This window comes from Ureibacillus sp. FSL W7-1570, from assembly GCF_038593265.1.
In the GTDB taxonomy this organism is placed as follows: Bacteria; Bacillota; Bacilli; order Bacillales_A; family Planococcaceae; genus Ureibacillus; species Ureibacillus suwonensis.
The window spans coordinates 2,103,264-2,129,182 of record NZ_CP151979.1 but is presented as its reverse complement, the minus strand read 5'-3'; the positions used below and the strand labels follow the sequence as shown (position 1 = coordinate 2,129,182).

The following is a 25,919-nucleotide window of genomic DNA, read 5'->3' as shown; positions in this document are numbered from 1 at the left end:
CTTGAAAGCGAATGTCGCTCACCGTTTTTCATCCTTCCTTTTCCACCTGGTCTTTTGGAAGGAAAAATGCAACCAAAAGAATGGCCGGCAAGAGGGAAATAATTTTCATTGTCAAGTTGATTCCAATCGTATCAAGAAGCCAGCCAATCGCAACAGAACCGATTGCGCCCATTCCAAAGGCGAATCCGGTTGTCAGCCCCGCCATTGTTCCGATTTTCGATGGAACGAGTTCTTGTGCATAAACGACCGTAACAGAGAAGCTGATCATAATCAGCGTGCCGATGACAATGAGAAAAACGGGAACAAGCCAAAGGGGCATGTACGGAAGCAGCAAACATAAAGGAATCGGCACGACCACTGAAAGTAGAATCACATTTTTTCGGCCGATGCGATCGGAAAGGGATCCCCCAAAAAATGTCCCGACGACGCCAAAAGCCATAAAAATGAAGATGAAGATTTGTCCGATACGGGTAGTTAAATGATAGTGGTCTATTAAATAGAACACATAGTAATTTTGGATATTTGTTGTGTAAAAAGAACGGGCAAAAATGATGGTAAAGAGCAATAACAGAGCAATTCCCACCTGCTTTTTCGTTAAAGGCGGCAGGGAAGAGACCAGAATTTTCTTTTTCTTTTTATTCAACTTTTCCGCGCGCAATTGGCGTGCATACCATTTTGAAATGTTGAATAATAGAAGTATACCGATGGCTACGAGAAGAAGGAGTACAGCCGCTCCCCGCTGCCCCAAAGCATCCAGAATAAAGGCGCCGATCAAAGGGGCAATGGCTTGTCCCGAATTGCCGCCCACCTGGTAAATGGATTGGGAAAGTCCCCGTTTGTTTCCAGCAGACATAAAGGAAACCCGGGACCCTTCCGGATGGAAAATGGCGGAACCAAATCCTAAAAAGATGGCCGCAATTAAGATGATGTAATATTGACCTGCGAACGCGAACATGCATAAACCGATGAAGACACTTATCATTCCGATCGGCAAAGCGTAAGGCATCGGCTTTTTATCGCTGATGAAGCCGACGATTGGTTGAAGGGTTGAAGAAACCATATTCAAAATGAACGTTATAAGCCCCAACTGTGTAAAAGTAAAACCTAAGTCTCTTGAAAGATAAGGGAACATGGCCGGCGCTATATTTTGAACCGTATCATTGATCAAATGTCCAAATGCGATGGCAATCATAATCGGATAAATGGGTGCTTGAGCATTTTTTTCCGCCAATGTAGTCACACCTTCTATCAAATTTCAAATCCGTTAATTTCCATTTTATATAAAAGTCCGTTCAAATGTGAACTATTTGCTTGCTTCCCAGCGATTTTGCGCTGTTTTGAAGAAAATTATACCGGGTGATGGAATACTTTAGTAAAACAAATCAAACAAAGGGGTACATACTTGTGACAGTAAACCAGTATATGAATTGGAAACGAAATATCAGCATTTTTCTGGCGAGCCAAACGATATCGCTTTTTGGCTCTTCCATTGTCCAGTACGCCATCATGTGGTATATCACTTTGACGACCCAGTCGGGAGTCATGATGACGATTGGGATTCTTTGCGGATTTGTTCCCACCTTTTTATTATCGCCTTTTGCAGGGGTGTGGGCGGATCGGTATAACAGGAAAATCTTAATTATCCTGTCCGATTCGGCGATTGCCCTTGCCACACTTATCCTGGCCATTTTCTTCCTGAGCGGTTATAAGTCTCTTTGGATGCTTTTTCTGATGTATATCATCCGTTCGATTGGCACGGGTATCCAAACGCCGGCAGTAGGCGCCATATTGCCGCAAATTGTACCGGAAAAACAGTTGACAAAAGTGAACGGAATTAATGGAAGTATCCAGGCATTTGTCATGTTGGTTTCCCCAATGATCAGCGCGGCATTGCTTTCGATCACCACATTGGAAATGTTGTTTTTCATTGATGTGGTAACCGCTGCGATTGCGGTGGCAACATTATTGTTCTTTTTGCGGATCCCGCCGCATGAAAAAGCTTTGGAACAAGGGAAAGTTGGATATTTTGATGACTTTAAAAAAGGATTATCCTATATTAAAAACCATGCCTTTTTAAAAACTTTGTTCAGTTTCTTTGCAATCTTTTTCGTTTTGGCGGCGCCGGTTTCCTTCCTTACGCCACTGCAAGTAACCCGCACCTTTGGGGGAGACGTTTGGCGGCTTTCGGCAATCGAAATTGCATTTTCTGTCGGCATGATGATTGGGGGAGCGGTCATTGCCGTATGGGGCGGATTTAAAAACAGAATGCATACCATGGCATTATCGAGCATTTTTCTTGCGGTTTGTACTTTATTGTTAGGGATTGTGCCAAACTTCTGGATTTATTTATGTATTATGGGAATAGCCGGTGTAGGAATGCCCCTGTTTAATACACCTACGACTGTATTGTTGCAGGAAAAAGTGGAGGGGGATTACTTGGGAAGGATATTCGGCGTGTTTTCGATGATTTCAACATCCATGATGCCATTGGGAATGCTTATATTCGGGCCGATAAGCGATTTGATTGACATCGAATTGTTATTAATTGGTACGGGCATTGCCATGCTGATGATCAGCTTCTTTTTAGTGGGCAATAAAGTGTTGGTGGAGGCAGGAAAACCAAAAGAAGAGAAATGAAAAGTGCGGCATTGCGCCGCACTTTTCATATTTATTAATAAGCCAAACCGTATAATGCTTTGATATGTGATAGGTAGCGTACGTGGCTTGCTTCTTTCATTAATGAAGCTGGCAGACCTTTTAATAAAATATTGTTGCTGCCGACTGTCGCTACGCCGTCTTTGCGTCCAAGGCTTGCAAGGGTACCGGAGTTCACTGGGCTGAACTCTTTTAATTTTTGCCCTTTAATTGTGGCATAAATGTTGTAACCTGCAAATTCACCCATTTGCCATGCGTTTTGGGCAGTAGGGGCATATAATGGACGGCCTCCTCCTTCAGGAAGCGCAACGGAAGCGTCACCAACCACGAATACATCCGGATGGGATTTGGAGCGTAAGTATTCGTCAATGATGGCTTTACCGCGGTCGCATTCAAGGCCGGATTCTTGTACGATTGGCAGAGCTGCTACACCGCCTGTCCATACAAACGTATTGGCTGTGATAGTTGAGCCGTCTTTTAATGAAATCACATTGCCTTCCACGCCTGTTACAGGAAGACCTGTCAAGAATTCAACGCCGCGGGCTTCCAAAGATTTTGTTGCACGTTCAATGAGTTCATCAGGCAATACCGGCAAAATTTTTGGACCTGCTTCAATCAATTTGATTTTTAATTCGCCAGGGTCTACGGCGTATTTAGCGCAAATGTTTGGAGCGTTATCGACGATTTCACCGACAAGTTCCACACCTGTTAGACCGCCGCCGCCAATGACGATGGTTGCATCCGCTTCGTCTTTTGTTTTCGCATAAGACGCAATTTTGTTTTCAATATGATTATAGATTTTTTTGGCGTCATCAACGGATTTCAATACCATTGAATTTTCTTCCAAGCCTGGAATGCCGAAGAAACCGGTTTGGCTGCCAAGTGCCACAACTAAGTAGTCATAGGATAAAACAGAACCGTTTGCCAAGAATACTTCTTTATTTTCAACATTAAAGGATTTTACTTCTTGGATTACTGTTTCAATATTTTTGCCTTTAAATAATTTTTTTAATGGAAAGGAGATCGCTTTTTCTGAAATTGTTCCTCCGGCTAGGCGATGCAATTCAGTAATTAATTGATGATCGGGATATTTATTGACAACTGTTATTTTTGCTTCATCTTCATTTGCATATTTACGTAAAGTTAAGGCAGTTAATAAACCACCATAGCCAGCACCTAAGATGACGATGTGTTTTGACATATTATTCCTCCGTCCTTACTTTATTAAATGACAACCATTATTGATTTTTACGTTCAGCTGAAACTTCCAAGAAGGCGTTCGCAAAGCGTAAAAGTTTTTGAACTTCCGGATTTTTTAACAGTTTTAACACGCCGAACAAGCCGATTGATTCACTGGATTCATCAGCACGATCTTTGGCTTCAATGGCAGTCTGTGCCAAGTTTTTGACTGTGCCGACAACAGGTTCGGAAACTTCTTTGATTGCGTTCACTGTATCGCTTTTTAACACTTCATCTGTCGCCACTTGTTGCGCAAAATCGTAAGCTTTTGTAAGAAGTCCCACCAATTCAGCCAGCTTTGGGAGTTGTTCTACTAAATATGTCAAGGACTCTTGCACTTCAGGTTTTAATAACTGATCGAGTAAATCTTGCTTTTCCTTGTTTACAGCGGACTCAACTTGATTCACTAATTCTTCTGACATACCCATTCTCCTTTACTTATCTTTGTGCCCATCTAAAAACAACATTTGGGAAGAAAAAACTCAACATGAAACTATGTGAAACATTTAACAAAGTTTACTACAGTTTAAATATAATACAAAAATCCGTTAAATCAAGTGCTGTTTTTACAGAGGGCAATATTGTCTTCAACAAAAAGAAATGAAAACGTTTTCCTTTTTTATCACCTTTTTATAAAAAAGAAAAGCATATCGTTTTTTGAAAATTTATAAAATTATGCCAATTATATTGCGAAATTGTTGAGTTTTTTTGAACTTTATTTTTTCCATTAATTGAATTATACGCTTTATCTATTTTAATTTCTAATATTATTTTGTTATTTGTTTTTATAAATTGATAAATAACTATCATTTTTTATTATTATGTTTACACCCAAAAAATTTATGTTGTTGAAAAAGGAAAAAATTCAGCTGGGATGCTGAATTTTTTTGTTATAGGTATATTCACCATTGGTCGCTTCTATTAATGCTTTATTTTCAATCGGTATACGTATGGATAACATGATCAAGTTGAGAACGGTGAACACAATGGCTGTGAAGTAGGCTTGGAACATCATCGGCAATAGAATGATTTCACAACATACGACCAGGTAATTCGGGTGTTTGAAAAATGCATATGGTCCCGTTTTAACGGTTTTGGCCCCGGGCAGGACAATGATTTTTGTATTCCAAAACATCCCTAGTGATGATAAACACCAAACTCTCAAAGATTGCACCAGTAAGAAGAGGAACAATAGATAGCCAAAAAAAGGGGATATTGATCGTTCAAATACAATGACTTCCACTATGAGACTGATAAAGAAACCGGCATGGAGCAAGATCATGAACGGATAATGGGAAGCTCCCACTTCGTATGCACCAAGTTTCCGCATTTGTTTTTCATTCCGTTTTGCGATAATCAATTCGCTGATTCTTTGCAAAATGACGAAGGAGATGGTAAAAATAAAAATCTGCAACTTAATCCCTCCATTGGAGCAGTACGGCTTCCCCGCTAAATCCGGGTCCCAGAGCGACCAGTAAACCGTATGCCCCGGCTTTACCCGCAATTTTCATATATTCATCCAAAACGTATAATACGGTCGGTGAAGACATATTGCCGTTTTCTTGCAGAACTTTTTTGGAAAGGGCGGTATGGTTTTCGCTCAGTTGAAGCGCATCCTGATAGGCAAGCAGCACTTTCTTTCCTCCGGGATGAGCGATGAAATGTTCCAGATCTTTTAATGAAACGCCTGCTTCGTTGAAAAATGATTGAATAAACGGCCCAAGCCAATTTGAAATAATTGTCGGGATATCTTTTGAAAAGATGACATGAAAACCATCATTTTTTATATCCCATCCCATTACATTTTCTGAATCGGGCATCCATTTTGAAGCCGTTCGCAGAATATAGGGGATCTGTTTCCGGGTTTCCACTTCCGCTTCATCGCCGCAGACCAAAGCGCAAGCGGTACCGTCCGCGAAAAGGGAAGCTCCGACCAGGTTGCTTTTTGAATAATCGTTGCGCTGAAAGGTGAGGCTGCATAATTCGACGCAGACAACGAGCACTTTTTCTTTGGGATGGGCAAGGCAATAATCAAATGCCCTACTGATGCCGGATGCGCCTCCCACACAGCCGAGCCCCCAAATCGGCAACCGTTTGATCCGGTCGGAAAATTTCAGTTTGTTCATGATGCGTGCATCAATGCTGGGAGTGGAAATGCCGGTGCTGGATACAAAAAAGATGGCGTCAATTTCTTCCGTCGATATCGGCCGATTCAAAAAGATTTCATTCTGAAGGCAATTTTGAATCGCCTTCACGCTATATTCCACCGCAATTTGAATATATAATTCATTCCGTTCTTCAAAGGTATGTTCTACTTTGTGCCATTCCAACGGCACGCAAAAATGCCGGGTCTTGATTTCCCCATTTTCAAACACTTTTAATAGCCTTTCTAATCGGGGAATTTTATTTTGAAATAATGCCTTTGTAAACTGCTCAATTTCATGCTGATGGAGAGTGTATTGTGGTTTATGGGTGCTGACCGAAACAATTTTAGGCATTTGTGACCTTCCTTTTTTTATCTATCATTTCCAGGCGGTTGACCGGTTATGCAAAATCATGAAGCGCCTTTTTTACGCTTCTTTTTCTTTGCGTTTTTCATTTAATGAAAAAGTTTTTTGCAATAACTCTAAATATAGTAAAAAATAATCGATGCAATCTTTTACGAGTTCAGTATATGAGGAGAATTCCGGTCCCTTTTGATAATGTAGATAGTCATTTTTTAAGACTTCCAATAATTTTTTTGAGAATAAGTGGATATTGGTTGAATGGAATTTTTCCAAGCAGTGGATGAGACTGCTGAACAGCACCGTATCTTCCGAATCCGGGTGCTCAATGATTACAATGTCTTTTACAAGAACTTCAAGGGATTTGATATAACCGAAAAAGGCGATATCATGATTGCCGTGCAATTCCGCATGTACGGATTGGGTATATAAATTTTGAAATTTTTTTGATGTGTTTTGAATCAGGGATTCGTTTCGAAAGGTGTATTCAGGAATCGTAAATAAATATTGATTTTGGGCATTGCTCAATGCCTCGCATTTATTGACGACAAAATAATCGTTTCTGCAGGAAGGGCAAGTCAACGATAACACTTGGATATGAAAACTTTTATTTTCAAACCGGTAAGTGTTTTCGACCGTTGGATGAATATCCAAATTGCAGTGAGGGCATTTGTTCAGGATTATGTATTCTCGATTGTCATAATGGTATTTAGTTTTTGTTAATTTGTTCTCCTTTTTTTGCATCATCAGGGCAAATCTCCTTTATGTGCAGTTGGTGGCATTTTCTTCAACTATTCTTTCCAAATAATTAAAAAATCATTCAAATTTTATAAAAAAATGGAAAAAAACCGCTCCGACTATTCGGAACGGCTTTTCATCAAGTTTATATTAATTTTCCTCCAAATAATGAATAACGGCGTCTCTCAAAAATTCCGCCGCCCCTTCACCTTTTTTGTCGTAGTAGGCTTTAAAACGGTCGTCTGCCACATACATTTCTACCAATCCGCGATGGGCCTCTTTTGAATAAGAGGACCAAGTGTAAGTGAGCCATTGTTTATGTTTTGCGGCCAGTTCCCGGGCAAGAGGGGAAGCAGGGTCACCCGTTCTCTTAGCCTTTTCCAACAGATCAAGAATTTCTTCTGCCAGTTGTTTGAATGCCTCAAAGTCTTCTTTTGACATATTGCGGAATTTATTATTGGACCCGTTGACTGCATCGTCGCCGTACTTTTGACGGATTTCTCCGCCGTATTTTTGTTCATTTTCTTCTATTAACCGCTCTTTGAAAGCTTCAAATTTTTCTTCATTATTCATTGTCATCTCTCCTTTTTCATGGGCGATCGTTTTTTTCACAGAATCGATCAAGTTGTCCAGTCGGGATCTCTTTTTCATCAGCTGTGCCAAGTGGCTTTCCAAAGCTTTGAGTGAATCAAAGTTTGGGTCATTCATGATGGATAAGATTGTTTCAATACTGACGCCCAATTCCCGGAAAAATAAAATTTGTTGCAACCGGTCGACTTCTTCTTGGCCATAAATCCGGTAGCCGGAGCTGTTGATTCTTTTCGGTTTCAATAAGTTGATTTCATCGTAGTATCGCAACGTTCTTGTACTGATTCCTGCCAATTTCGCTAATTGGCTGATCGTGTATTCCATTGAAATCCCTCCTGACAATCTCATCTTAAAGGTTGACGCAACGTAAAGGTCAATAGAAAAATCAAAATAATGAAGAAAAACTGGCTACAAAATTCAGCATGGATTATATTTAAATTTGTAGTGAAGGAATGAAAGGTTGTCGAAAATGGAAAATAAAGATTTAAAAATTGTGAAGCAGCCAAAATATCAAAAGATTGCCGCCGATATCGCCTCCAAAATTGTAGAAGGCAAATATACCATTGGTGAAAAAATTTACGCCAGATCTTCCCTTGCCAGCCAGTACGGGGTTTCAGCGGAGACGGCAAGAAGAGCAATCGCTGTTCTTCAGGATTTGGAGATTGTGGAAGCGACAAAGGGCAGCGGTGTTGTCATCAAGTCTTACGAAAAAGCGGCAAATTTTATAAAACAATTTTTGGATGTAGAATCCATTCATCAAATTCAGTTGGAGATGTTTGAAAGCATCAATCGGCAAAAGAAAGAACTTGAAAATTTGAAAGAGATTACCGAAAGATTGGTCAGCCGTACGGAACGATTTCGTTCAATCAATCCTTTTGTTCCTTTCCATATTGAAATAAAAGGGGATTCTCCGCACTTGTCCAAGACCATTGGAGAAATCAACTTTTGGCACCACACAATGGCAACCATTGTCGGTATCCGCAGAGGGGAAGAATTGATTATTTCCCCAGGCCCCTATGCGACCATCGAGATGGATGATGTAATTTATTTCATTGGTAATGATGAATGCTTGGAAAGGGTTCAAAAATTTCTGTTTCCTAATTAAAAAAGGCTTACAAAAGCAATTTCGAGCTTTTGTGAGCCTTTTCTATTATTTTTTTGCAGTTTTTGAGATTGATAATTTGACTAAAGTAACAACTTCTTGTTAGTATTGAGTTGTTACTTTTTTTCGGGAGCTGGTTTGCAGAGAGGTGATAAACATGGAAAAAATTAAAGTGGAACATGTGACGAAAATATTCGGAAAACATGTAAATGCTGCTCTAAAACTTGTAAAACAGAAAAAGAGCAAGACGGAAATATTGAACGAAACCGGTGCGACAATCGGAGTGTACGATGCAAATTTCACGGTGAATGAAGGTGAGATATTTGTCATCATGGGACTTTCCGGAAGCGGTAAGTCGACATTGATCCGTTTGTTAAACCGGTTGATTGATCCTACAAGCGGGAACATCTATATCGATGGTCAAAATATATCGAAACTGAATAAGAAGGAATTGAGAAACATCCGGAGAGAGAAAATGAGCATGGTATTTCAGAACTTCGGTTTATTTCCCCATCGAACGATCTTGCAAAATACGGAATATGGCCTCGAAGTGAAGGGAGTCCCAAAAGAGGAAAGACGATTGAAAGCAGAAAAGGCTTTAGACAATGCCGGTTTATTGGCTTATAAGGACCAGTATCCAAGTCAATTGTCAGGCGGTATGCAACAGAGGGTCGGTCTTGCAAGAGCCCTTGCAAATGATCCAGACATATTATTGATGGATGAAGCTTTTTCTGCTCTCGATCCACTCATTCGGAAAGAAATGCAGGATGAATTGTTAGAACTGCAACAAAAAATGAAAAAGACGATTGTCTTTATTACCCACGACTTAAATGAAGCTCTTAGAATAGGGGATCGCATTGCATTGATGAAGGATGGACAAATCATCCAAATTGGAACAGGAGAAGAAATATTGACAAATCCGGCAAACGATTATGTTCGAAGCTTCACGGAAGATGTGGATCGTTCAAAAGTGTTGACGGTGGAAAACGCCATGATACGGCCTGTGTCCATCAATATTGAAACGGACGGTCCAAAAGTCGCTTTACAGCTGATGAGGGAGGAAAAAGTGAGCGTCATTTTGGCTGTTGATAAGCAAAGAAATTTCAAAGGTTATATTACAGCTAGTGATGCTCACGAAGCTTCAAAACGGGGTGAAAAGCATCTTCATGGAATATTGAGGCAAGATATGTTGACCGTTTCACCAGATACGTTGATCCAAGATGTATTAAGCCCGATTTCCGATTCGTCGACACCGATTGCTGTTGTAAAGGACGAGAAACTTATGGGCGTATTGATAAGAGGAGTCGTTATTGAAGCGTTATCTGCATCGAACAGAAGTGGAGGTGTTGATGATGAATAAAATGTTGGATGCGATTCCTTCACTCCCGGTTGCTGATTGGGTGGAAACGTTGATGGATTGGTTGACGGAAGATTTTTCGTCCATGTTCAGTTTCATTCAAAAAGCAGGGAAGAATTCAATGGAATCTTTTACGGACGCATTGTTATATATTCCACCCGTTGTATTTATCTTGATTGTGGCAATCATTGCATTTTTTGCGACGAAAAAGAAATTTGGTTTGGCCGTATTTTCGGTTGTAGGTTTGCTGTTTATTTATAATCAGGGGCTTTGGAAAGAATTGATGAACACCGTTACATTGGTGGTATTTTCAAGTGTGATCGCCATTCTGATCGGCATTCCCATTGGCATTTTCATGTCAAAAAGCAGAGTGGCGGACAACATCATTAAACCGATTTTGGATTTCATGCAAACCATGCCGGGGTTTGTATATTTGATTCCGGCTGTCGCCTTTTTCGGCATTGGGGTCGTTCCGGGGGTGTTTGCATCGGTCATATTCGCATTGCCGCCGACGGTAAGATTTACGAATTTGGGGATTCGCCAAGTGCCGAAAGAGCTGGAAGAAGCGGCGGATTCCTATGGAAGCACGGGATGGCAGAAGCTGTTCAAGTTGGAACTTCCATTGGCCAAATCGACCATTATGGCAGGGATCAATCAAACGGTGCTTTTATCATTATCGATGGTCGTAATTGCATCGATGATCGGTGCACCTGGATTGGGCCGCGATGTGCTTTCCGCATTGCAAAGGGCTCAAGTCGGAAACGGATTTGTTGCGGGGATCAGTCTGGTGATTTTCGCCATAATCATCGACCGTTTAACGCAAAGCTTGAATAAAAAGAAATACTGATCAGGGAGGAAGATTTTTATGAAAATAAGGAAGCTCATGTTAATTGTTTTTGCAATAGGCCTCCTATTGGCCGCATGTGGGGGAAATGAGGGTGAAGGCACTTCCAAAAAGGAAGAGAAAGCCATCAACTTGGCCTATGTCGAGTGGGATTCGGAAATTGCATCCACCCATGTGATCGGAAAAGTGTTGGAGGATTTAGGTTATGATGTAACACTGACACCATTGGACAACGCCATTATGTGGGAAGCGGTTGCCAATGGGGAAGCCGATGCATCCGTAGCGGCTTGGCTACCGGTGACCCATGGTGCCCAATATGAAGAATATAAAGAGGATATTGTCGACTTGGGGGAAAACTTGACAGGTGCCAAAATCGGATTGGTGGTTCCATCCTATATGGATGATGTCAATTCGATTGAAGATTTATCAAAACATGCAAATATGCAAATCACTGGAATCGAATCGGGTGCTGGTGTGATGCAGGCAACGGAAAGAGCCATTCAAGAATATGCTAATTTAAAGGACTGGGAATTGGTTCCATCATCATCAGGTGCGATGGCGGTCGCTTTGGGAGAAGCGATCAAAAAGGGCGAAGAGATTGTTGTAACTGGATGGACGCCTCACTGGAAATTTGCAAAATACGATTTGAAATATTTGGATGATCCAAAAGGGGTATTTGGCGGGGAAGAATCCATTCATACCTTTGTGAGAAAAGGGTTGGAAGAAGACATGCCGGAAGCTTATCAAGTGTTGGACAAGTTCCACTGGACAACCGATGATATGGAAGCGGTCATGCTTGATATATCGAATGGCATGAGTCCGGAAGAAGCAGCGGGCAAATGGGTGGAAGAAAATGCGGAAAAAGTCGCTGAATGGACGTCAGGAAATAAATAAGGGAAAGAATTTCAAAAAGAGCGGATGAAGCGTTTCATTCGCTCTTTTGGTGCGCCCGGCATGTACATGAACTATAGGGTGTAAGTCCCGAACCCCGAAGACAGAAGTAGAGGTTAGCCAAGAGCAAGGGTGTCCGTGGTGACGCGGAATCTGAAGGAAGCTGGAGGCAAAACACCGGTCCGAGGAACACGAACCTCATATAAGGCTAGGTATGATTGAGTGAGTTTGCAAAACAAAACAAAGCTCTTTCTGTCGAAGGTCATATCGAGTAGATGAGGCGGATAGATGGTGTGAAAGTGCATGTACTTACCCGGGGAGGTCTGGCGGATAGGTGAAGTACGCTTCATAACCTACTTAGTGATAAGTAGCTGAACCGTCAGAAGTCAGCAGAGGTCATAGTATTAGTTGGTTTAGAACTACTAAGAAGGACCGAACAATTAAGAGAGAATAGCCCTTGGCATTCAGTGAGTCATGATGAACACAGAAAACGTAGTACCTCACTTGAGGAAGGAAGCGGTGAATCCCGTGGGAGACCTCTTGGAGGGTGGAGTGACCACTGGCATAAAGAGAACAGCTATTCACGGAAGTTATAAAGACTTGCGTCAATCATCTTAATTGAACCGCCGTATACGGAACCGTACGTACGGTGGTGTGAGAGGACGGGAGTTAATCGCTCCCTCCTACTCGATTATGGGAGGAAGAATATTTATTTGGGAAGGTTGAGAGTTCCCCACGGATGTTTGGTCCTTATACAAGGAATTCTGCATTCATTGTTGTGAATGAAAAATAAGCAGGCTGCCTGGAAAGCGAATTTTCCGGGCAGCCCGTTTTCATTTTCCGTTTTCATCATATCCAACTACGGTCCAAATGCCTGATTCCTCTTGCCGAATGAGCCTTTTTAAATAAACGGTATGGATATTTGTATCTGGATCATTTACTTCTACAATCGCCACTTCATTATCGCTGTGAAGCAATTTTAAATTGTTCAGTTCAATTGGATACTCCCCTTCAATGCCGCTTGGCGAAATTTGCAGGCTGACGAACACTTGGGTTGTTGCAACAGGATCGAGCCTCCAAGGGGAATGCCCTTTATCGACGCTTTTTTGAGTGTTTTTTTCCACTTCTACATTATATTGAACTTCCACTTGAGGAGAAATTTCCTTCGCTGATACCGGAAACATGATGTTTTCGTATATTCCAACACTTTCCAATTCAAAGGTCAGCTCCGTTGATTCTAAGTAGGCCGGAATTGCATTGTAATCCATGATTTCCACAGTGAAAACCTCCGTCCTTGTATTGGATGATTTCTAGTTTCCAGAGAACGAAACATTGAATAAACATTTTTACATTGATTCTGGATTTTAGCTTTATTATTTACAAATTAGAAAAAAATATTAATTATACTTGTCAAGAATTGTATGAATTTCTTTGTTCAATTCTTCAATGCTGGCATATTCCACCGATGAATGCGTTAGCTGATATTTTTCCTTCAGACGGAGAATCCGAATGACGCTTTCGTTGATTTGTTGCTCGGAAATTTCGCCGCGCTCGACGGCGGAAATAAGCCGGTTAAGAACGGAAGCTATTTTTTCTTCATGATGGGCAATCAATACGATATCACTGCCGGCTTTGACAGAGGATATAGCGGCTTTTTCCAAGGAGTATTGGTTCGTAATGGCTTTCATCGTCAGATCATCCGTGATGACAACTCCGTCAAAGCCGAGGTTTTTTCTCAATAAATCGGTGATGACCGTTTTTGACATGGATGCAGGATAATGCTGATCGATTTGAGGCAGTAAAATATGGGCTATCATTACCGCATCCGCGCCGTTTTCTATTGCGTTTTTAAATGGAAGCAATTCCATTTTTTTTAATTCATTCATCGATTTGTTTACTACAGGAAGTGCCAGATGGGAATCGACGGAAGTATCGCCGTGGCCGGGAAAATGCTTAATGACAGAAATAATATTCTCAGCTTGTATGCCTTTCATGATTTGAATGCCCAAATTTGATACTGTTTCAGGGTCGTTGCTGATAGCGCGGTTGCCAATGACCGGATTATTCGGATTGCTGTTCACGTCCAAAACCGGAGCAAAATCCACGTTAAAGCCGAATGCGGATAATTGTTTTCCCAACAGTCTTCCAAAGTCGTAGGCATAAGCGGCATTGTTCTTTAATCCAATCAAATGATTGGATGGCAAAACGGCCACTTCATCCGGGAGCCGATTGATGCTGCCGCCTTCCTGGTCGATACCCAGAAAAAGCGGATATGGATTGCCGCTGTTCAAATTTTTGACTTCATTTAATAATGGAGTAATTTGACGGCTGGATTTTAAGTTTTCTTTAAGAAAGATGATGCCGCCAATTTTTCTTTCGACAACCAATTGTTTGATATGTTCGTTCGTTTGTTCTCCGGAAAAGCCGGCAAAAACCATTTGCCCGATTTTTTCTTCCAATGACATATTGGCCACTGCATTCGCGATTTTTGATGGATTATCTGCTGTAATGACGGAAATATGATGAACTTCAGGATTTGGCGAAGCTGTTGTCGGTTTCTGTAAAATCCATTTGATCAAATAATCATTATTTACGGTGTAATACAGAATGATTTGAGAAATCGTGCCATCTTCATAGTAAGTTTCCTTCTCCGGCTCTCCCAAAGTATCCTGAATATCCTGCAAATGAATAGCGGATAACCGTTCATCATAGGATCGGACATCAAAAACCAGTGGTCCATCAAATCCAAGGGACAAATGATGGGCTGGATAGTAGGCATATTCACCAACGGACGATTTTTCGGTTTTTTCAGGTGAACCCAAAATGTTTTCCGCCTCTTCCCGTTTCGTATTTCCTGCAATAACCGGGATATGAAACACTTTGCCCTCTTCCGCATTTTTCATAATTTGCCGGATGAGTTCTTCCGCAGTCTGTTCCTCGTTTTGTGATGGCGGGTTAATAGGCGAATCTCCATCATTTGAGGTTTTATGGCTTCGATTCAAAGTCAACATAACGCCCAAAGCAACAATCACTATCAGTATCAGAACGGCAATGATCAGTTTCTTCATTTATCATTTTCTCCTTTTTTGTCTCTTCATTGAATTGGTTGTATGGACAAAAGAAAAGTAACAATCGACAAGGAAAGAGTGTAAAGAGATTCAATCGACAATATTTCCAAGGAAATATCAATGATTTTCGACATGTATTGAATGTTTTCATGATAACATAGCCAACATATGGGGTGTTTGGTAGAATAATGAGTAATATATAAGGAGGGACGAATATGGCAATTTTGTTTCTTACTATTTTCATTTTGATAGGAATCTTATTCGCCTTTCGTGTGTATACATATGAAAATAGTGAATTTAGGAAAATGACTGGGTATTCTTTATTTAATATTTGGACAAACCCACACATAAAAAATACATATTTATTAGTGCAATCTTTAAAATATTTACAAGGGGAATATAAATTATTATTAAACTTGGCCTTTCCAACATCGGGCGGAAAAAGAAAATTGGATGCCATTGTCATCCATGAATCGGGCATTTACGTCTTCAATATCCAACATAAAAACGGTTGGATTTATGGACGGGAACAGGATGAGCAATGGGCCCAGGCGACTAATAATAAAAATAAACTGATACCATTCGCTAATCCGATTATTGAAACGAAAAAATCGATCCTTGATTTGCAGGATCAAATCGCGAATGAAAAAAGTGATTTGTTCCACTTAGTCATTCTTTTTACGGACAATTGTTCCTTTAAGAAAATCGTTGTAAAATCAAACAATGTTTCAGTCATGAAGATAAATGAAATGAAACATTTTTGGAAAGCCGGAACGGAACAAAAGATGTCGGCACAAGAAATCGATTCGGTTTATCAAACCTTGAAACAATATACCGGCGGCCAAAACACTTCATTTCATATGAATCATGCTACAAATCATTAGAATCAACAAATTGAAAGGACATGGCAATGGAAAAACGCTCAAAACGGCAAAACAGCATTGATTATATGAAAGAAAATGATAGGCTTTTCAGCTGTCCGATTTGCAACGAAGCAATGGAGGTACTGGAACAAGGAGAAGTGGTTTGCGGCAATCGCCATAGCTTTACCATCGCAAAACAGGGGTACGTCAATTTTTTGACGAAGCCGGTCCGTTCCATGTATACGAAAAATTTGTTTGAATCGAGAAAAATGGTGATAGATGCAGGATTATACAATGAATTGCATAATCAGATTGCAAAAGTCATCGGGGATTCCGTTCAAACCATATTGGATACCGGTTGCGGGGAAGGTTCCCACTTGGTGGGAATCTGCGGGCGATTAAACAACAAAGAAGCGGTTGGTGTAGGGATCGATATTGCAAAGGAAGGGATTATGACCGCGGCAAAGTACTATGAAAAGAAAATTTGGTGTGTTGGGGACTTGGCGAGCAGCCCTTTTCGGGAACGGTCCTTTGATGTCATCCTGAATATTTTGTCACCTGCCAATTACGATGAATTTAAACGATTGCTGAAAAGTGATGGGAAAATCATAAAGGTGGTTCCCCAATCGGGATATTTGATGGAATTGCGGAAGCAAATTTTTGTCGACTCCGAAAAAGAAAACTATACCAATGAACGGACCGTCAAACGTTTTTATGAGCAATTCCCTTATGTGCAAAGACAAAGGATTACGTACAAGATGCCGATTGAAAAGGATCTGGTTCCAAGATTAATTGAAATGACGCCATTGGGATGGCATGCGGAAACAAGAGGGATTGATTTAAATGAAGTGACCATCGATCTGGAATTGCTGGTGGGGGAATGTCAACGGTGATTCGATTGAAAGAACAGGACGTTTTTTTTAAAATAGATTAATAAAACTAGATTAAGGGTAGGAATCTGCTGTGTTATATGATATCGGAGCAAAAATAGTGGGGCCGTTTCTGTCATTGAACGGTTCAAGAGCGAAAGAATTCGGCAAAGAAAATATACCGAAGGATGAAGGGTATGTTTTGGCATGTACCCACAACGGATATATTGATATTTTGAATCTGGGCCTTTCCATTTATCCCAGACAAATTCACTTTATGGCAAAGAAACAGCTGTTTGATATAAAAGGTCTGGGATGGTTGATTACGAAGTTGAACGCTTTTCCCGTTGACCGTGACAATCCGGGGCCAAGCGTCATTAAAATCCCGCTTCAATTATTGAAAAAAGGGGAAATTGTTGGTATTTTTCCGAGCGGCACCCGAACGACGAATAATAGCGAATTGAAACAAGGGGCGATCACCATTGCGCAACTTGCAAAAGCGAAAGTCGTTCCGGCGGCTTATATTGGTCCAAAAAATCTGAAGGAAGTGTTTCAACGGAAAAAAGCGTATTTGATTTATGGAAAGCCTTTTACAGTTCCTGCAGGCAAAGAGGCCAGGGAAGAATATACCGCTTTTTTGGAGAAAGAGTTTCAAAGACTAACGGAAGAACTGAAACAAAAAATAGAAATGAAATAGCACTTTCCGTCTTCGGAAGGTGCTTTTTAAAGGGGGTTATGTGATGAAACGTGTGATATTTGTGTGCTTGGGGAATATCTGCCGCTCACCGATGGCTGAAGCGGTGTTCAGGGACATGTTGAAAAAGAGAGGGTTGGAAGGCAAGATAGAAGTGGATTCGGCAGGTACAAGTTCCTGGCATGTCGGTGAACCGCCCCATTACGGCACGGTAAGTAAATTGAGGGAACATAACATTCCCACGGACGGTATCATTGCCCGTCAGTTGAAAAAAGAGGATTTTGAAAAATTTGATTATATTGTCGGTATGGATGAAAGCAATGTAAGGAATATCCGTCGATTGTTAGGTCAGCCCGACCATCCTAAAATATTCCGCTTTTTGGATTTGACAGAACACAAAAAGGATGTTCCGGATCCATATTATACAGGCGATTTCCAAGAAACATATGAATTGGTGACCGATGGATGTGAAGCATTATTGAATAAAATTTTAGAAGATATGGAAATTGGGGACCAAACATTATAAAGGTATTGCGGAGAAAAATCAAGTAGGGATTATTTTCATAATACAAATCATGTTGTATAATGGTACAGTCATATAAATTGAATGCTGATTAAATTGATATCTTAAACCAGGAAAGAGAGTGAATCCAATGGGTCGTAAATGGAACAATATTAAAGATAAAAAGGCGGAAAAAGATAAAAACACCAGCCGAATTTATGCGAAATTCGGTAAGGAAATTTATGTAGCTGCGAAAAAAGGTGATCCGGACCCAGAGTTGAACCAGGCGTTAAAAGCCGTTCTGGAAAGAGCGAAAACGTATAATGTACCGAGACATATTATTGACCGTGCTATTGAAAAAGCAAAAGGTGCGGGCGGAGAAGATTATGACGAATTGCGTTACGAAGGATTTGGCGTAGGCGGAACAATGGTGATTGTCGACGCTTTAACAAATAACGTGAATCGTACCGTATCTGAAGTGCGTGCCGCTTTCGGGAAAAACGGCGGAAACATGGGAGTGGCAGGATCCGTTTCTTATATGTTCGATCCTACAGCCGTATTTGGAATTGAAGGAAAATCCGTGGATGAAGTGTTGGAAATATTATTGGAAGCGGACATTGATGCACGGGATGTATTTGAGGAAGATGGAATGACCATTGTTTATGCGGAACCAAATCAGTTCCATGCTGCACAAGAAGCGTTCAAAGCGGCGGGAATTGAGGAATTTGCAGTAGCCGAACTTACAATGATTCCTCAAACGGAAGTAAAATTAACTGGGGAAGATAAAGCAAAATTCGAAAAAATGATTGATGCGTTGGAAGATTTGGAAGATGTGCAACGCGTCTACCACAATGCGGATTTGGAAGATTAATATTCCTGAATGTTGGAATTAATATTTCCCAACAAACAAAATTAGCAAAAGTCGCAATCAACGATACGGACTGTCATATACATCTTGATTTTATCTCAATGGATTGCGATATCCTGCCTCCTCAAAAGTATTGTCACGAATGAGGAGGCATTTTTTGTCGCTTGAAAAATTGTAAGAATTGACAGTTGTTGTCTTAGTTACGGTTGGGTAATCGTCATTTTCCGGGGAGCTGGACGATCAAAAAAAGCTTCTAAATCTTCCAATGTTAATACATGCAAAGGAATGATTCGATGGGGAATTTCCGCCATGTCGATTAAGTAATCGTCCTGGATGACTCGCCATATCTCCAATTCTCTCCATAAATTCGCATATTTCAACAAATAATAGGCGACATGTGGAATGATTTCGCTGCTGACATTAGACAGTTTATAGACATATTTTTTGTCCGATAAGTATCGGGCGTAAGGATTATGAGAGTCTTTTTCCACTAGCAGCGGGCTATTCAAAAGTTCATCCGGCAACCGGATCCAGAAAACCTTTTTGTCACGGTCGATGCCTTTTAAATCCACCCCCCGTATGGCAATTTGCTCTTCCGAAAGCCCCAATGCCAAAAGTTCGTTATAGGATTTCATCTGTTCATCTTCAAGCGCTTCTTGAAAAGTGGGCAATTTTTGATTGCATGCAATAAATTCATAAATCATGACATTCCCTCATTTCCACTGATTCTTCCCCTTTTATCTCAGTTTAGTATATAGATGGAGGGAAAAATATAGATAGCTGGAACTTTTTGTTTAATCTGGCCGTATAAAAAAATAACATTTGTTGTTTATATACATTTTTTGTAAGATAATTTTATTAAGTGAACCCCAATTTGGTACAGGTTGTATAGGGGGTGCTTATAAGTGGGTAGACTTGGATAAGGGAGTGATGGAGCGATGACAAAAAAACTATGGTTTCAAGTGGGCATTGGTATTTTAATTGCTCTACTAATTATTAAATATGTAATAGAAATACATTGGATTTTTAATCCAATTGTGATCATCATAAAAACGATTTTTGTACCTGTATTATTGAGCGGTGTACTTTTTTACATATCAGAACCTCTTCAACGCTGGCTGGAAAAAAAGGGGCTGCCAAGATGGGCAAGCATATCTACAATTGTCCTGGTTTTTGCGGGTTTGGTGACCGGATTGTTGTTGATTATCGGAAACCCGATTGCCGAACAGGTGAACCGTTTAGTGCAAAACGCGCCAAGTATAGGGGACAAAATTATGGATACAACGGATTTTATTTTGGAAAATAAAGATAATTTGCCGCCGCAAGTTGAAAACTTTATCGATTCCGTTACAAATTCCATTCAAGATATTGTAGTGGTGGGAAGCAAAAGCATTGTAAACCTGGTAAGTGGTACCGTTTCAACGATTTTTACCCTGATTTTGGTGCCGTTCTTTTATATATTCATGTTAAAGGATCATGAAAAGTTTGCACCCAATATTTATAAACTCTTTACCGGTGAACGCCGGACTTGGGTGAAAAATACATTGGAAGACATCAATGAAGTGTTGAAAAATTATGTGCAGGGACAAGTGCTCGTCAGTTTGATTCTTGCCACAATGATGCTGATCGGGTATTTGATCATCGGTCTCGAATATGCGCTATTACTTGCAATTTTCTCATTCTTCATGAACATGATCCCGTTCATCGGTCCGTGGCTCTCTCTGGCGCCGGCGATTCTTGTCGCCATCATCCAAGACCCGATTTTGGTGATTTGGGTATGTGTCATTACTCTGGTTGCTCAGCAATTGGAAAGCAATTTAATCACTCCAAATATCATGGGTAAATCTTTGGACATTCATCCATTAACGGTTATTACCATTGTACTCGCTGCAGGGAATATTGGCGGATTTGTTGCAATCATCATTGGCATTCCGACTTATGCCGTATTGAAAGTCATTGTGAAAAATATTTACGAAGAGAGAAAGAAAATTAAGGAGACTGCGACGAAAACGCTATAACAAATTCCATGCCCCGCGGGTGATGAGGTATTGTATACTAAACTGTGAAAGGCAGTCGAACGATTATTAGAAAAGGGGATTTCGAATGAGCGGAAAAAAAGCGGCAATCATTCTTATGGGCATTATTCTTTTAGTAAGTCTGTTGGTCGTTATTGCATTGACCATTTTTTACGCCGTTTATGAACCATCCATCAATCAAAGCACTCAATCTTTGGAATTCATTTCATCCAATAAAAAAATATAAACACGAGCATCAAAGCTCGTGCTTTTTTTTAGAAGAACAGATTCAAAATAAGGTAAATGCCTGCAGAGATTACAGCGGATATCGGCATTGTGATAATCCAAGTCAACACGATTTTGCGGGCAACTCCCCAATTTACCCCCTTCGCACGTTGGGCAGATCCAACCCCCATAATGGATGAAGAAATAACGTGGGTTGTTGATACAGGTAAATGAATCAATGTTGCCCCGAAGATGACCGTTGCGGATGCCAAGTCAGCTGCAGCGCCGTTGACAGGACGAATTTTCATAATCTTTGTTCCAACGGTTTTGATGATTTTGTATCCCCCGATGGAAGTACCTAATCCCATTGCAATGGCGCAGGCAATTCGCACCCATTCTTGTACTTCATTATCATGTTGCATACCTGCTGCAATTAAAGCCATTGTAATAATCCCCATGGCTTTTTGGGCATCGTTTGTACCGTGCGTAAATGCCTGTAATGAGGCAGTGAAAATTTGCATTGTACGGAAACCTTTATTGGTGCGATAAAGATTCAAATTCTTAAACATCAGTTTAAACAAAGTCATAAATAAAAAGCCGACAGCAAAAGCGATGAAAGGCGAAAAGATTAAAGCTTTTAAAATTCCAAGAAATCCGGAGTAGTTTAGAATATCAAATCCTGCTGCAGCAATGGCGGCTCCTGCAATGGAACCGATTAACGTATGGGATGAGCTTGATGGAATCCCAAAATACCAAGTAACTAAATTCCATAATATTGCAGAAAGCAATGCTGCTAAAATTACGACTGAACCGGTTGTATCATCCGGTGTTTGATTCAACGAAAATGGGTCTACGATGTCGCTGGCAATGGCTTTAGCCACACCTACGAATGAAATCGCACCAAGGAAGTTCATAATAGCAGCAAGCATTACAGCTGTGCGCGGTGGTAGTGCACGAGTTGAAACAGACGTAGCAATGGCGTTTGCTGTATCATGAAATCCGTTAATAAAGTCGAATGCTAATGCACAAATCACGATTAATATTGTTATGATAAAAATGGTATCCATATCCTATTTCTCCACTCCGTTTTTACGCATTACGCATGATGATTGTTTCTAGGGTGTTTGCTACGTCTTGACAATAATCTGCAATGTCTTCTAATTGATTGTAAATATCTTTGTATTTAATTAAACGGATTGGATCTTTTTCATTTAAAAATAATTGTTTGATGGAAGAACGGGATATTTCATCACACTCACGTTCATAGTCCTTAATTAAAATAATATGGTTTCTCATGGAAGGTAAATCTTTCTTATTTAATAAGTCGATTGCGGCTACAATTTCATCTGCACTTCTTGTTATGTATTTTAGAAATGCGCGCATGTTGTCATCCAATTCAGGAATTGAGAACATTTCCAAGTGTGCAAAACATTGTTCTATACCATCTAATACATCGTCCATCTTGATTGCTAATGCTAATATATCTTCCCTTTCGATAGGCGTCATGAATGATTTGTTTAACATCACAATCAGTTCATGAATCAAATTGTCCCCATCTGTTTCATACTGTTTTACTTTGATACTTAATTCTTTTAAATCAGCCATAGAATCAACATTGAAGTCATTGGCATAATGAACTGCATCCCGCATGTTTTCTGCAATCTTGTGCAATGACGAAAAAAATGGATCTGATTTTCTTGGATTAAACATGAATGTAATGCCCCCTGATATGCGTTAGTTTATTCAAACCTTTTTTATGATAGCAAAAAATAGTCCAAAACCATAGAATAGAGGTGTCGAAAATGACAAAATTTACATTCCTGTAATATTATTTGTAACAATTTTTTCAGATGGATCAATGGAGAAAGAAAAAAGTATATTAACGGGCACAGCCACATTAATATACTTTATTATGGTTTCTCATGATATGAAATATTCTTCCAGTTCCTTTTGCAAAAACGGTTTTGCCGATAAGAAATCAATAAACCCTTTGTATCGTTCGAATTCGTGTTTGGTTGGTTTTCTGCCGGTATAATAGGCTCGGATTAATATATTTTTTGGTGTATGCTCCATATCAATGAATTCCATCAGTTGCACTTCGTATCCGACCAATTTCAGGATTTCTGCACGGATGGAATCCGTTGCTAGGGCGGCGAAGCGCTCTTTGATTAATCCATGCTGTGTCATAATTTCCAATTGGGGAGCATTCAATTGGCGGTTCAATTCATGTTGGCAGCATGGCACGCTCAAAATGACTTTAGCCCCCCATTTTACTGCGCGGGCCAACGCCATATCGGTTGCAACATCGCAAGCATGCAACGTGACAACCATGTCCACGGAAGTTTCATCATGATAATCGCTGATGTCCCCTACAAGAAACTCCAAATGGTCATATTGCAAATCTTTTGCAATCTTGTTGCATTCCTCAATCACTTCTTTTTTCAAGTCCAGGCCCGTTACTTTGATATCCAGTCCCTTCTCCATTTTTAAATAATGATATAAGGCGAAGGTTAAATAGGATTTTCCTGAACCGAAATCGAGGATCCGGATTTGCCGGTCTTTCGACAAATAATCGAGCGAATCATCAATAAATTCAAGAAAGCGGTTGATTTGGCGAAATTTATCGTATTTTTGTTTTTTCACTTTTCCATCAGGGGTTTGGACACCAAGGCGCACCAGGAACGGATATGGAGTGGATTCATTCAGCAAATAATTCTTTTTGCGATTATGGGATAAAGACACTTCTTTGATTGATTCCGTTTTCTCTTCTTTCCAGAAAACTTTATTCTTTTTCGACAATTGGACTTGTATTATGCGATCAGTGAATTGCCCATGGAATTGTCTGAATTTTTTAAAAATACTATCTAAGACTGAACAAAAATTTTCCAGTAAAACATTTTCATGCTTTAATATTCTTTCAAATTGATATTCCAGCTGAATGTGGTACTGTCCTTTAATCTCAACTGGTTTCAATTTTATCCTTTTCAGCCCGTCGGATTTTTTTCTGGGCTGACTGATTGTAGCTGAAACCAATTTTTTTTGTTGGATCAGTTCCAGCAACAGCTGCTTCATTCCATCAAATTCCATTACTATCAACCTTCTTTGATATAGGATAATCGTCATTAGTTTAACATATAATCCGTGGTTTTGAATAAGGTGGAAAGCCCATGGAAAAAATAAAGTAAAAATTTCGTATGCGGAATTTTATTAGAAAATCGAATTTTTTGAAATAATATTATATTCAAGAAACATATTCATGTGGTAAAGTAATACTATAAAATAATTTTCTAAGAATCGTCCCCTTTCCGCTGCTTTATGTATCAAAGTATTCGAAAAAGAAATAGTAAAAGAAATGGAGGAATATTTTATGCAAGAATATCACTACCAGATGCTGGCAATCGTTTTGTATATGGCCGCAATGTTATTTATCGGTTGGTATGCATTCAAAAGAACTAGCAACTTAAAAGAATTCATGTTGGGAGGCCGGGGATTAGGTCCTATTACAACTGCGTTAAGTGCCGGTGCTGCAGACATGTCCGGCTGGCTCTTGATGGGATTGCCTGGCGCGATTTATGCAGCCGGTCTAGTGGAAGCATGGATCGCCATCGGGCTGACAGTCGGACAATATTTGAACTACGTTTTAGTAGCGCCGCGTTTGCGGGTTTATACACAAGTTTCAAAAGATTCCATTACGATCCCAAGCTTTTTGGATAACCGTCTACGTGACAATACAAAATTGTTGCGAATTGCTTCAGGAATCGTCATTCTAGTATTCTTCACATTCTACGTGTCATCCGGTATGGTATCTGGAGGGAAGTTTTTCCAAAGTTCCTTCGGGCTTGATTACCACTTAGGGATGATCATTGTGGCTGCGGTAGTCGTTATATATACACTTTTTGGCGGCTTCTTGGCGGTAAGTTATACGGATGTGGTACAAGGGACAATCATGTTCCTGGCGTTGATCTTGGTTCCGCTTGTAGGTATTTTCGTAACAGGTGGTTTCGGAGATACCCACAGTGCCATCACAACTGTAAATACGGAGCATTTATCTTTACTTCCGTCAACAGCGGCTGCAGCCGGAATTATTTCATCAGTCGCATGGGGTCTTGGATATTTCGGTCAACCGCACATCATCGTTCGCTTCATGGCGATAAACACGGTGAAAGAAATGAAAAGTGCCCGTCGCATTGGAATTGGGTGGATGATTCTAAGTTTGGTCGGTGCGATCTGTACAGCGCTTGTAGGGGTTGCGTATTTCCAACAAAATGGATTGACGCTTGACGATCCGGAAACCATTTTCATTGAAATGGGGCAAATCTTGTTCCATCCATTTGTTGCCGGAGTTTTATTGGCAGCCATTTTGGCGGCGATTATGAGTACAATTTCATCTCAATTAATCGTTACTTCTTCCGCTTTGATTGAGGATATTTATAAAGCATTATTTAAAAAAGACGCTTCCGACAAGCATTATGTGACAGCCGGACGATTAGCCGTTTTGGTTGTATCCATTATCGCCATGATTTTAGCTTGGAATCCAAATAACTCCATTTTGGATTTGGTAGGATTCGCTTGGGCAGGGTTCGGTTCAGCCTTTGGTCCGATTATCCTTTTGGCATTATATTGGAGAAAGCTGACGAATATCGGTGCATTAAGCGGAATGCTCGTCGGTGCCGTGGTTGCATTTATTTGGGGTCAATCTTCCACACTTTCCGGAATCATTTATGAAATGGTGCCAGGATTCTTCTCCTGCTTGATCGTTGCGTTGGTTGTAAGTTTAATCACGTATAAACCAAATCCGGAAATTGAAGAGGAATTCAATCAAACTTTGGAAGTTTTAAAAACGGAAAAAGAAAAATAATATATTATATAGAAGGATCCACACAATAGGTGTGGGTCT

The 25,919-nt window shown here is 40.2% G+C and carries 27 protein-coding genes; 14 read left to right on the top strand and 13 right to left on the bottom strand.

Annotation, left to right across the window (positions count from 1 at the left end):
• Positions 1 to 28: 28 nt before the first annotated feature.
• Positions 29 to 1,192 carry an MFS transporter gene (locus NST13_RS10645; protein ID WP_342581846.1) on the bottom strand — a complete coding sequence of 388 codons (1,164 nt, stop codon included), beginning with the start codon at positions 1,190 to 1,192 and terminating at the stop codon, positions 29 to 31.
• 230 nt (positions 1,193 to 1,422) lie between these two features.
• Between NST13_RS10645 and NST13_RS10640 the strand changes: the two genes are divergently transcribed.
• Entirely contained in the window at positions 1,423 to 2,637 is a 1,215-nt protein-coding gene (locus NST13_RS10640) for an MFS transporter (protein WP_342581845.1), read from the top strand.
• 34 nt (positions 2,638 to 2,671) lie between these two features.
• On the opposite strand, the gene NST13_RS10635 is transcribed toward NST13_RS10640, so the two are convergent.
• From NST13_RS10635 to NST13_RS10610, 6 genes are all read right to left on the bottom strand, one after another.
• Positions 2,672 to 3,856, bottom strand: a complete 1,185-nt coding sequence (locus tag NST13_RS10635) for an NAD(P)/FAD-dependent oxidoreductase (protein WP_342580575.1) — start codon at positions 3,854 to 3,856, stop codon at positions 2,672 to 2,674.
• A gap of 37 nt (positions 3,857 to 3,893) precedes the next feature.
• Positions 3,894 to 4,316: a DUF1641 domain-containing protein gene (locus NST13_RS10630; protein WP_342470993.1), complete on the bottom strand. Its 423-nt coding sequence runs from the start codon at positions 4,314 to 4,316 to the stop codon at positions 3,894 to 3,896.
• 443 nt (positions 4,317 to 4,759) lie between these two features.
• Positions 4,760 to 5,308, bottom strand: coding sequence for an isoprenylcysteine carboxylmethyltransferase family protein (locus tag NST13_RS10625; RefSeq protein ID WP_342580574.1), 549 nt, complete (start codon positions 5,306 to 5,308; stop codon positions 4,760 to 4,762).
• Position 5,309: 1 nt separating this feature from the next.
• The gene (locus NST13_RS10620; protein WP_342580573.1) at positions 5,310 to 6,392 is read right to left on the bottom strand and encodes a 3-oxoacyl-[acyl-carrier-protein] synthase III C-terminal domain-containing protein; all 1,083 of its coding nucleotides are present in this window, start codon (positions 6,390 to 6,392) and stop codon (positions 5,310 to 5,312) included.
• Positions 6,393 to 6,464: 72 nt separating this feature from the next.
• Positions 6,465 to 7,145, bottom strand: coding sequence for a hypothetical protein (locus NST13_RS10615; RefSeq protein ID WP_342470996.1), 681 nt, complete (start codon positions 7,143 to 7,145; stop codon positions 6,465 to 6,467).
• Positions 7,146 to 7,286: 141 nt separating this feature from the next.
• Positions 7,287 to 8,048 carry a MerR family transcriptional regulator gene (locus tag NST13_RS10610; protein ID WP_342580572.1) on the bottom strand — a complete coding sequence of 254 codons (762 nt, stop codon included), beginning with the start codon at positions 8,046 to 8,048 and terminating at the stop codon, positions 7,287 to 7,289.
• 145 nt (positions 8,049 to 8,193) lie between these two features.
• On the opposite strand from NST13_RS10610, the gene NST13_RS10605 reads away from it, so the two are divergent.
• The 5 genes from NST13_RS10605 to NST13_RS10585 all read left to right on the top strand — a co-directional run bounded on the left by NST13_RS10605 (position 8,194) and on the right by NST13_RS10585 (position 12,536).
• Complete coding sequence (locus tag NST13_RS10605) at positions 8,194 to 8,829, top strand: GntR family transcriptional regulator (RefSeq protein ID WP_342470998.1); 636 nt, start codon at positions 8,194 to 8,196, stop codon at positions 8,827 to 8,829.
• Positions 8,830 to 8,983: 154 nt separating this feature from the next.
• Positions 8,984 to 10,186, top strand: a complete 1,203-nt coding sequence (locus tag NST13_RS10600; RefSeq protein WP_342580571.1) for a glycine betaine/L-proline ABC transporter ATP-binding protein — start codon at positions 8,984 to 8,986, stop codon at positions 10,184 to 10,186.
• Complete coding sequence (locus NST13_RS10595) at positions 10,179 to 11,030, top strand: proline/glycine betaine ABC transporter permease (protein WP_342580570.1); 852 nt, start codon at positions 10,179 to 10,181, stop codon at positions 11,028 to 11,030. Before NST13_RS10600 ends, NST13_RS10595 begins: the two co-directional genes overlap by 8 nt.
• 18 nt (positions 11,031 to 11,048) lie before the next feature.
• Positions 11,049 to 11,921 (top strand): glycine betaine ABC transporter substrate-binding protein, encoded by an 873-nt coding sequence (locus tag NST13_RS10590; protein WP_342580569.1) that lies wholly within the window; start codon positions 11,049 to 11,051, stop codon positions 11,919 to 11,921.
• Positions 11,922 to 12,392: 471 nt separating this feature from the next.
• Complete coding sequence (locus NST13_RS10585) at positions 12,393 to 12,536, top strand: hypothetical protein (RefSeq protein ID WP_172597779.1); 144 nt, start codon at positions 12,393 to 12,395, stop codon at positions 12,534 to 12,536.
• A gap of 215 nt (positions 12,537 to 12,751) precedes the next feature.
• Here the strand turns inward: NST13_RS10585 and NST13_RS10580 are convergent, their stop codons facing one another.
• Entirely contained in the window at positions 12,752 to 13,195 is a 444-nt protein-coding gene (locus tag NST13_RS10580) for a hypothetical protein (RefSeq protein ID WP_342471001.1), read from the bottom strand.
• A gap of 120 nt (positions 13,196 to 13,315) precedes the next feature.
• Positions 13,316 to 14,986 (bottom strand): beta-N-acetylhexosaminidase, encoded by a 1,671-nt coding sequence (gene nagZ, locus NST13_RS10575; protein WP_342580568.1) that lies wholly within the window; start codon positions 14,984 to 14,986, stop codon positions 13,316 to 13,318.
• A 215-nt stretch (positions 14,987 to 15,201) separates the two neighbouring features.
• Here nagZ and NST13_RS10570 point away from each other — a divergent pair, with 215 nt between their 5' ends.
• The 5 genes from NST13_RS10570 to NST13_RS10550 all read left to right on the top strand — a co-directional run bounded on the left by NST13_RS10570 (position 15,202) and on the right by NST13_RS10550 (position 18,785).
• Positions 15,202 to 15,870 carry a nuclease-related domain-containing protein gene (locus NST13_RS10570; RefSeq protein ID WP_342462946.1) on the top strand — a complete coding sequence of 223 codons (669 nt, stop codon included), beginning with the start codon at positions 15,202 to 15,204 and terminating at the stop codon, positions 15,868 to 15,870.
• 26 nt (positions 15,871 to 15,896) lie between these two features.
• Positions 15,897 to 16,742 (top strand): putative RNA methyltransferase, encoded by an 846-nt coding sequence (locus tag NST13_RS10565; protein WP_342580567.1) that lies wholly within the window; start codon positions 15,897 to 15,899, stop codon positions 16,740 to 16,742.
• Between the two features lie 70 nt (positions 16,743 to 16,812).
• Positions 16,813 to 17,415: a 1-acyl-sn-glycerol-3-phosphate acyltransferase gene (locus tag NST13_RS10560; RefSeq protein ID WP_342471005.1), complete on the top strand. Its 603-nt coding sequence runs from the start codon at positions 16,813 to 16,815 to the stop codon at positions 17,413 to 17,415.
• A 43-nt stretch (positions 17,416 to 17,458) separates the two neighbouring features.
• Entirely contained in the window at positions 17,459 to 17,938 is a 480-nt protein-coding gene (locus NST13_RS10555) for a low molecular weight protein-tyrosine-phosphatase (RefSeq protein ID WP_342471006.1), read from the top strand.
• 127 nt (positions 17,939 to 18,065) lie between these two features.
• The gene (locus tag NST13_RS10550) at positions 18,066 to 18,785 is read left to right on the top strand and encodes a YebC/PmpR family DNA-binding transcriptional regulator (RefSeq protein ID WP_342471008.1); all 720 of its coding nucleotides are present in this window, start codon (positions 18,066 to 18,068) and stop codon (positions 18,783 to 18,785) included.
• Positions 18,786 to 18,982: 197 nt separating this feature from the next.
• Here NST13_RS10550 and NST13_RS10545 read toward each other — a convergent pair whose 3' ends face one another.
• Positions 18,983 to 19,486, bottom strand: coding sequence for a hypothetical protein (locus NST13_RS10545; RefSeq protein WP_342471009.1), 504 nt, complete (start codon positions 19,484 to 19,486; stop codon positions 18,983 to 18,985).
• A 234-nt stretch (positions 19,487 to 19,720) separates the two neighbouring features.
• Here NST13_RS10545 and NST13_RS10540 point away from each other — a divergent pair, with 234 nt between their 5' ends.
• The gene (locus tag NST13_RS10540; RefSeq protein WP_342471010.1) at positions 19,721 to 20,800 is read left to right on the top strand and encodes an AI-2E family transporter; all 1,080 of its coding nucleotides are present in this window, start codon (positions 19,721 to 19,723) and stop codon (positions 20,798 to 20,800) included.
• Positions 20,801 to 20,885: 85 nt separating this feature from the next.
• Positions 20,886 to 21,044 carry a hypothetical protein gene (locus NST13_RS10535; protein ID WP_342471011.1) on the top strand — a complete coding sequence of 53 codons (159 nt, stop codon included), beginning with the start codon at positions 20,886 to 20,888 and terminating at the stop codon, positions 21,042 to 21,044.
• Between the two features lie 28 nt (positions 21,045 to 21,072).
• Here the strand turns inward: NST13_RS10535 and NST13_RS10530 are convergent, their stop codons facing one another.
• The 3 genes from NST13_RS10530 to NST13_RS10520 all read right to left on the bottom strand — a co-directional run bounded on the left by NST13_RS10530 (position 21,073) and on the right by NST13_RS10520 (position 24,109).
• The gene (locus NST13_RS10530; RefSeq protein WP_342580566.1) at positions 21,073 to 22,089 is read right to left on the bottom strand and encodes an inorganic phosphate transporter; all 1,017 of its coding nucleotides are present in this window, start codon (positions 22,087 to 22,089) and stop codon (positions 21,073 to 21,075) included.
• Between the two features lie 22 nt (positions 22,090 to 22,111).
• On the bottom strand, positions 22,112 to 22,732 hold the full coding sequence (locus NST13_RS10525; RefSeq protein WP_342471014.1) for a DUF47 domain-containing protein: 621 nt from the start codon (positions 22,730 to 22,732) through the stop codon (positions 22,112 to 22,114).
• Positions 22,733 to 22,942: 210 nt separating this feature from the next.
• On the bottom strand, positions 22,943 to 24,109 hold the full coding sequence (locus tag NST13_RS10520; protein WP_342580565.1) for an SAM-dependent methyltransferase: 1,167 nt from the start codon (positions 24,107 to 24,109) through the stop codon (positions 22,943 to 22,945).
• Positions 24,110 to 24,389: 280 nt separating this feature from the next.
• Here NST13_RS10520 and putP point away from each other — a divergent pair, with 280 nt between their 5' ends.
• Complete coding sequence (putP, locus tag NST13_RS10515; RefSeq protein WP_342580564.1) at positions 24,390 to 25,880, top strand: sodium/proline symporter PutP; 1,491 nt, start codon at positions 24,390 to 24,392, stop codon at positions 25,878 to 25,880.
• Positions 25,881 to 25,919 lie beyond the last annotated feature (39 nt).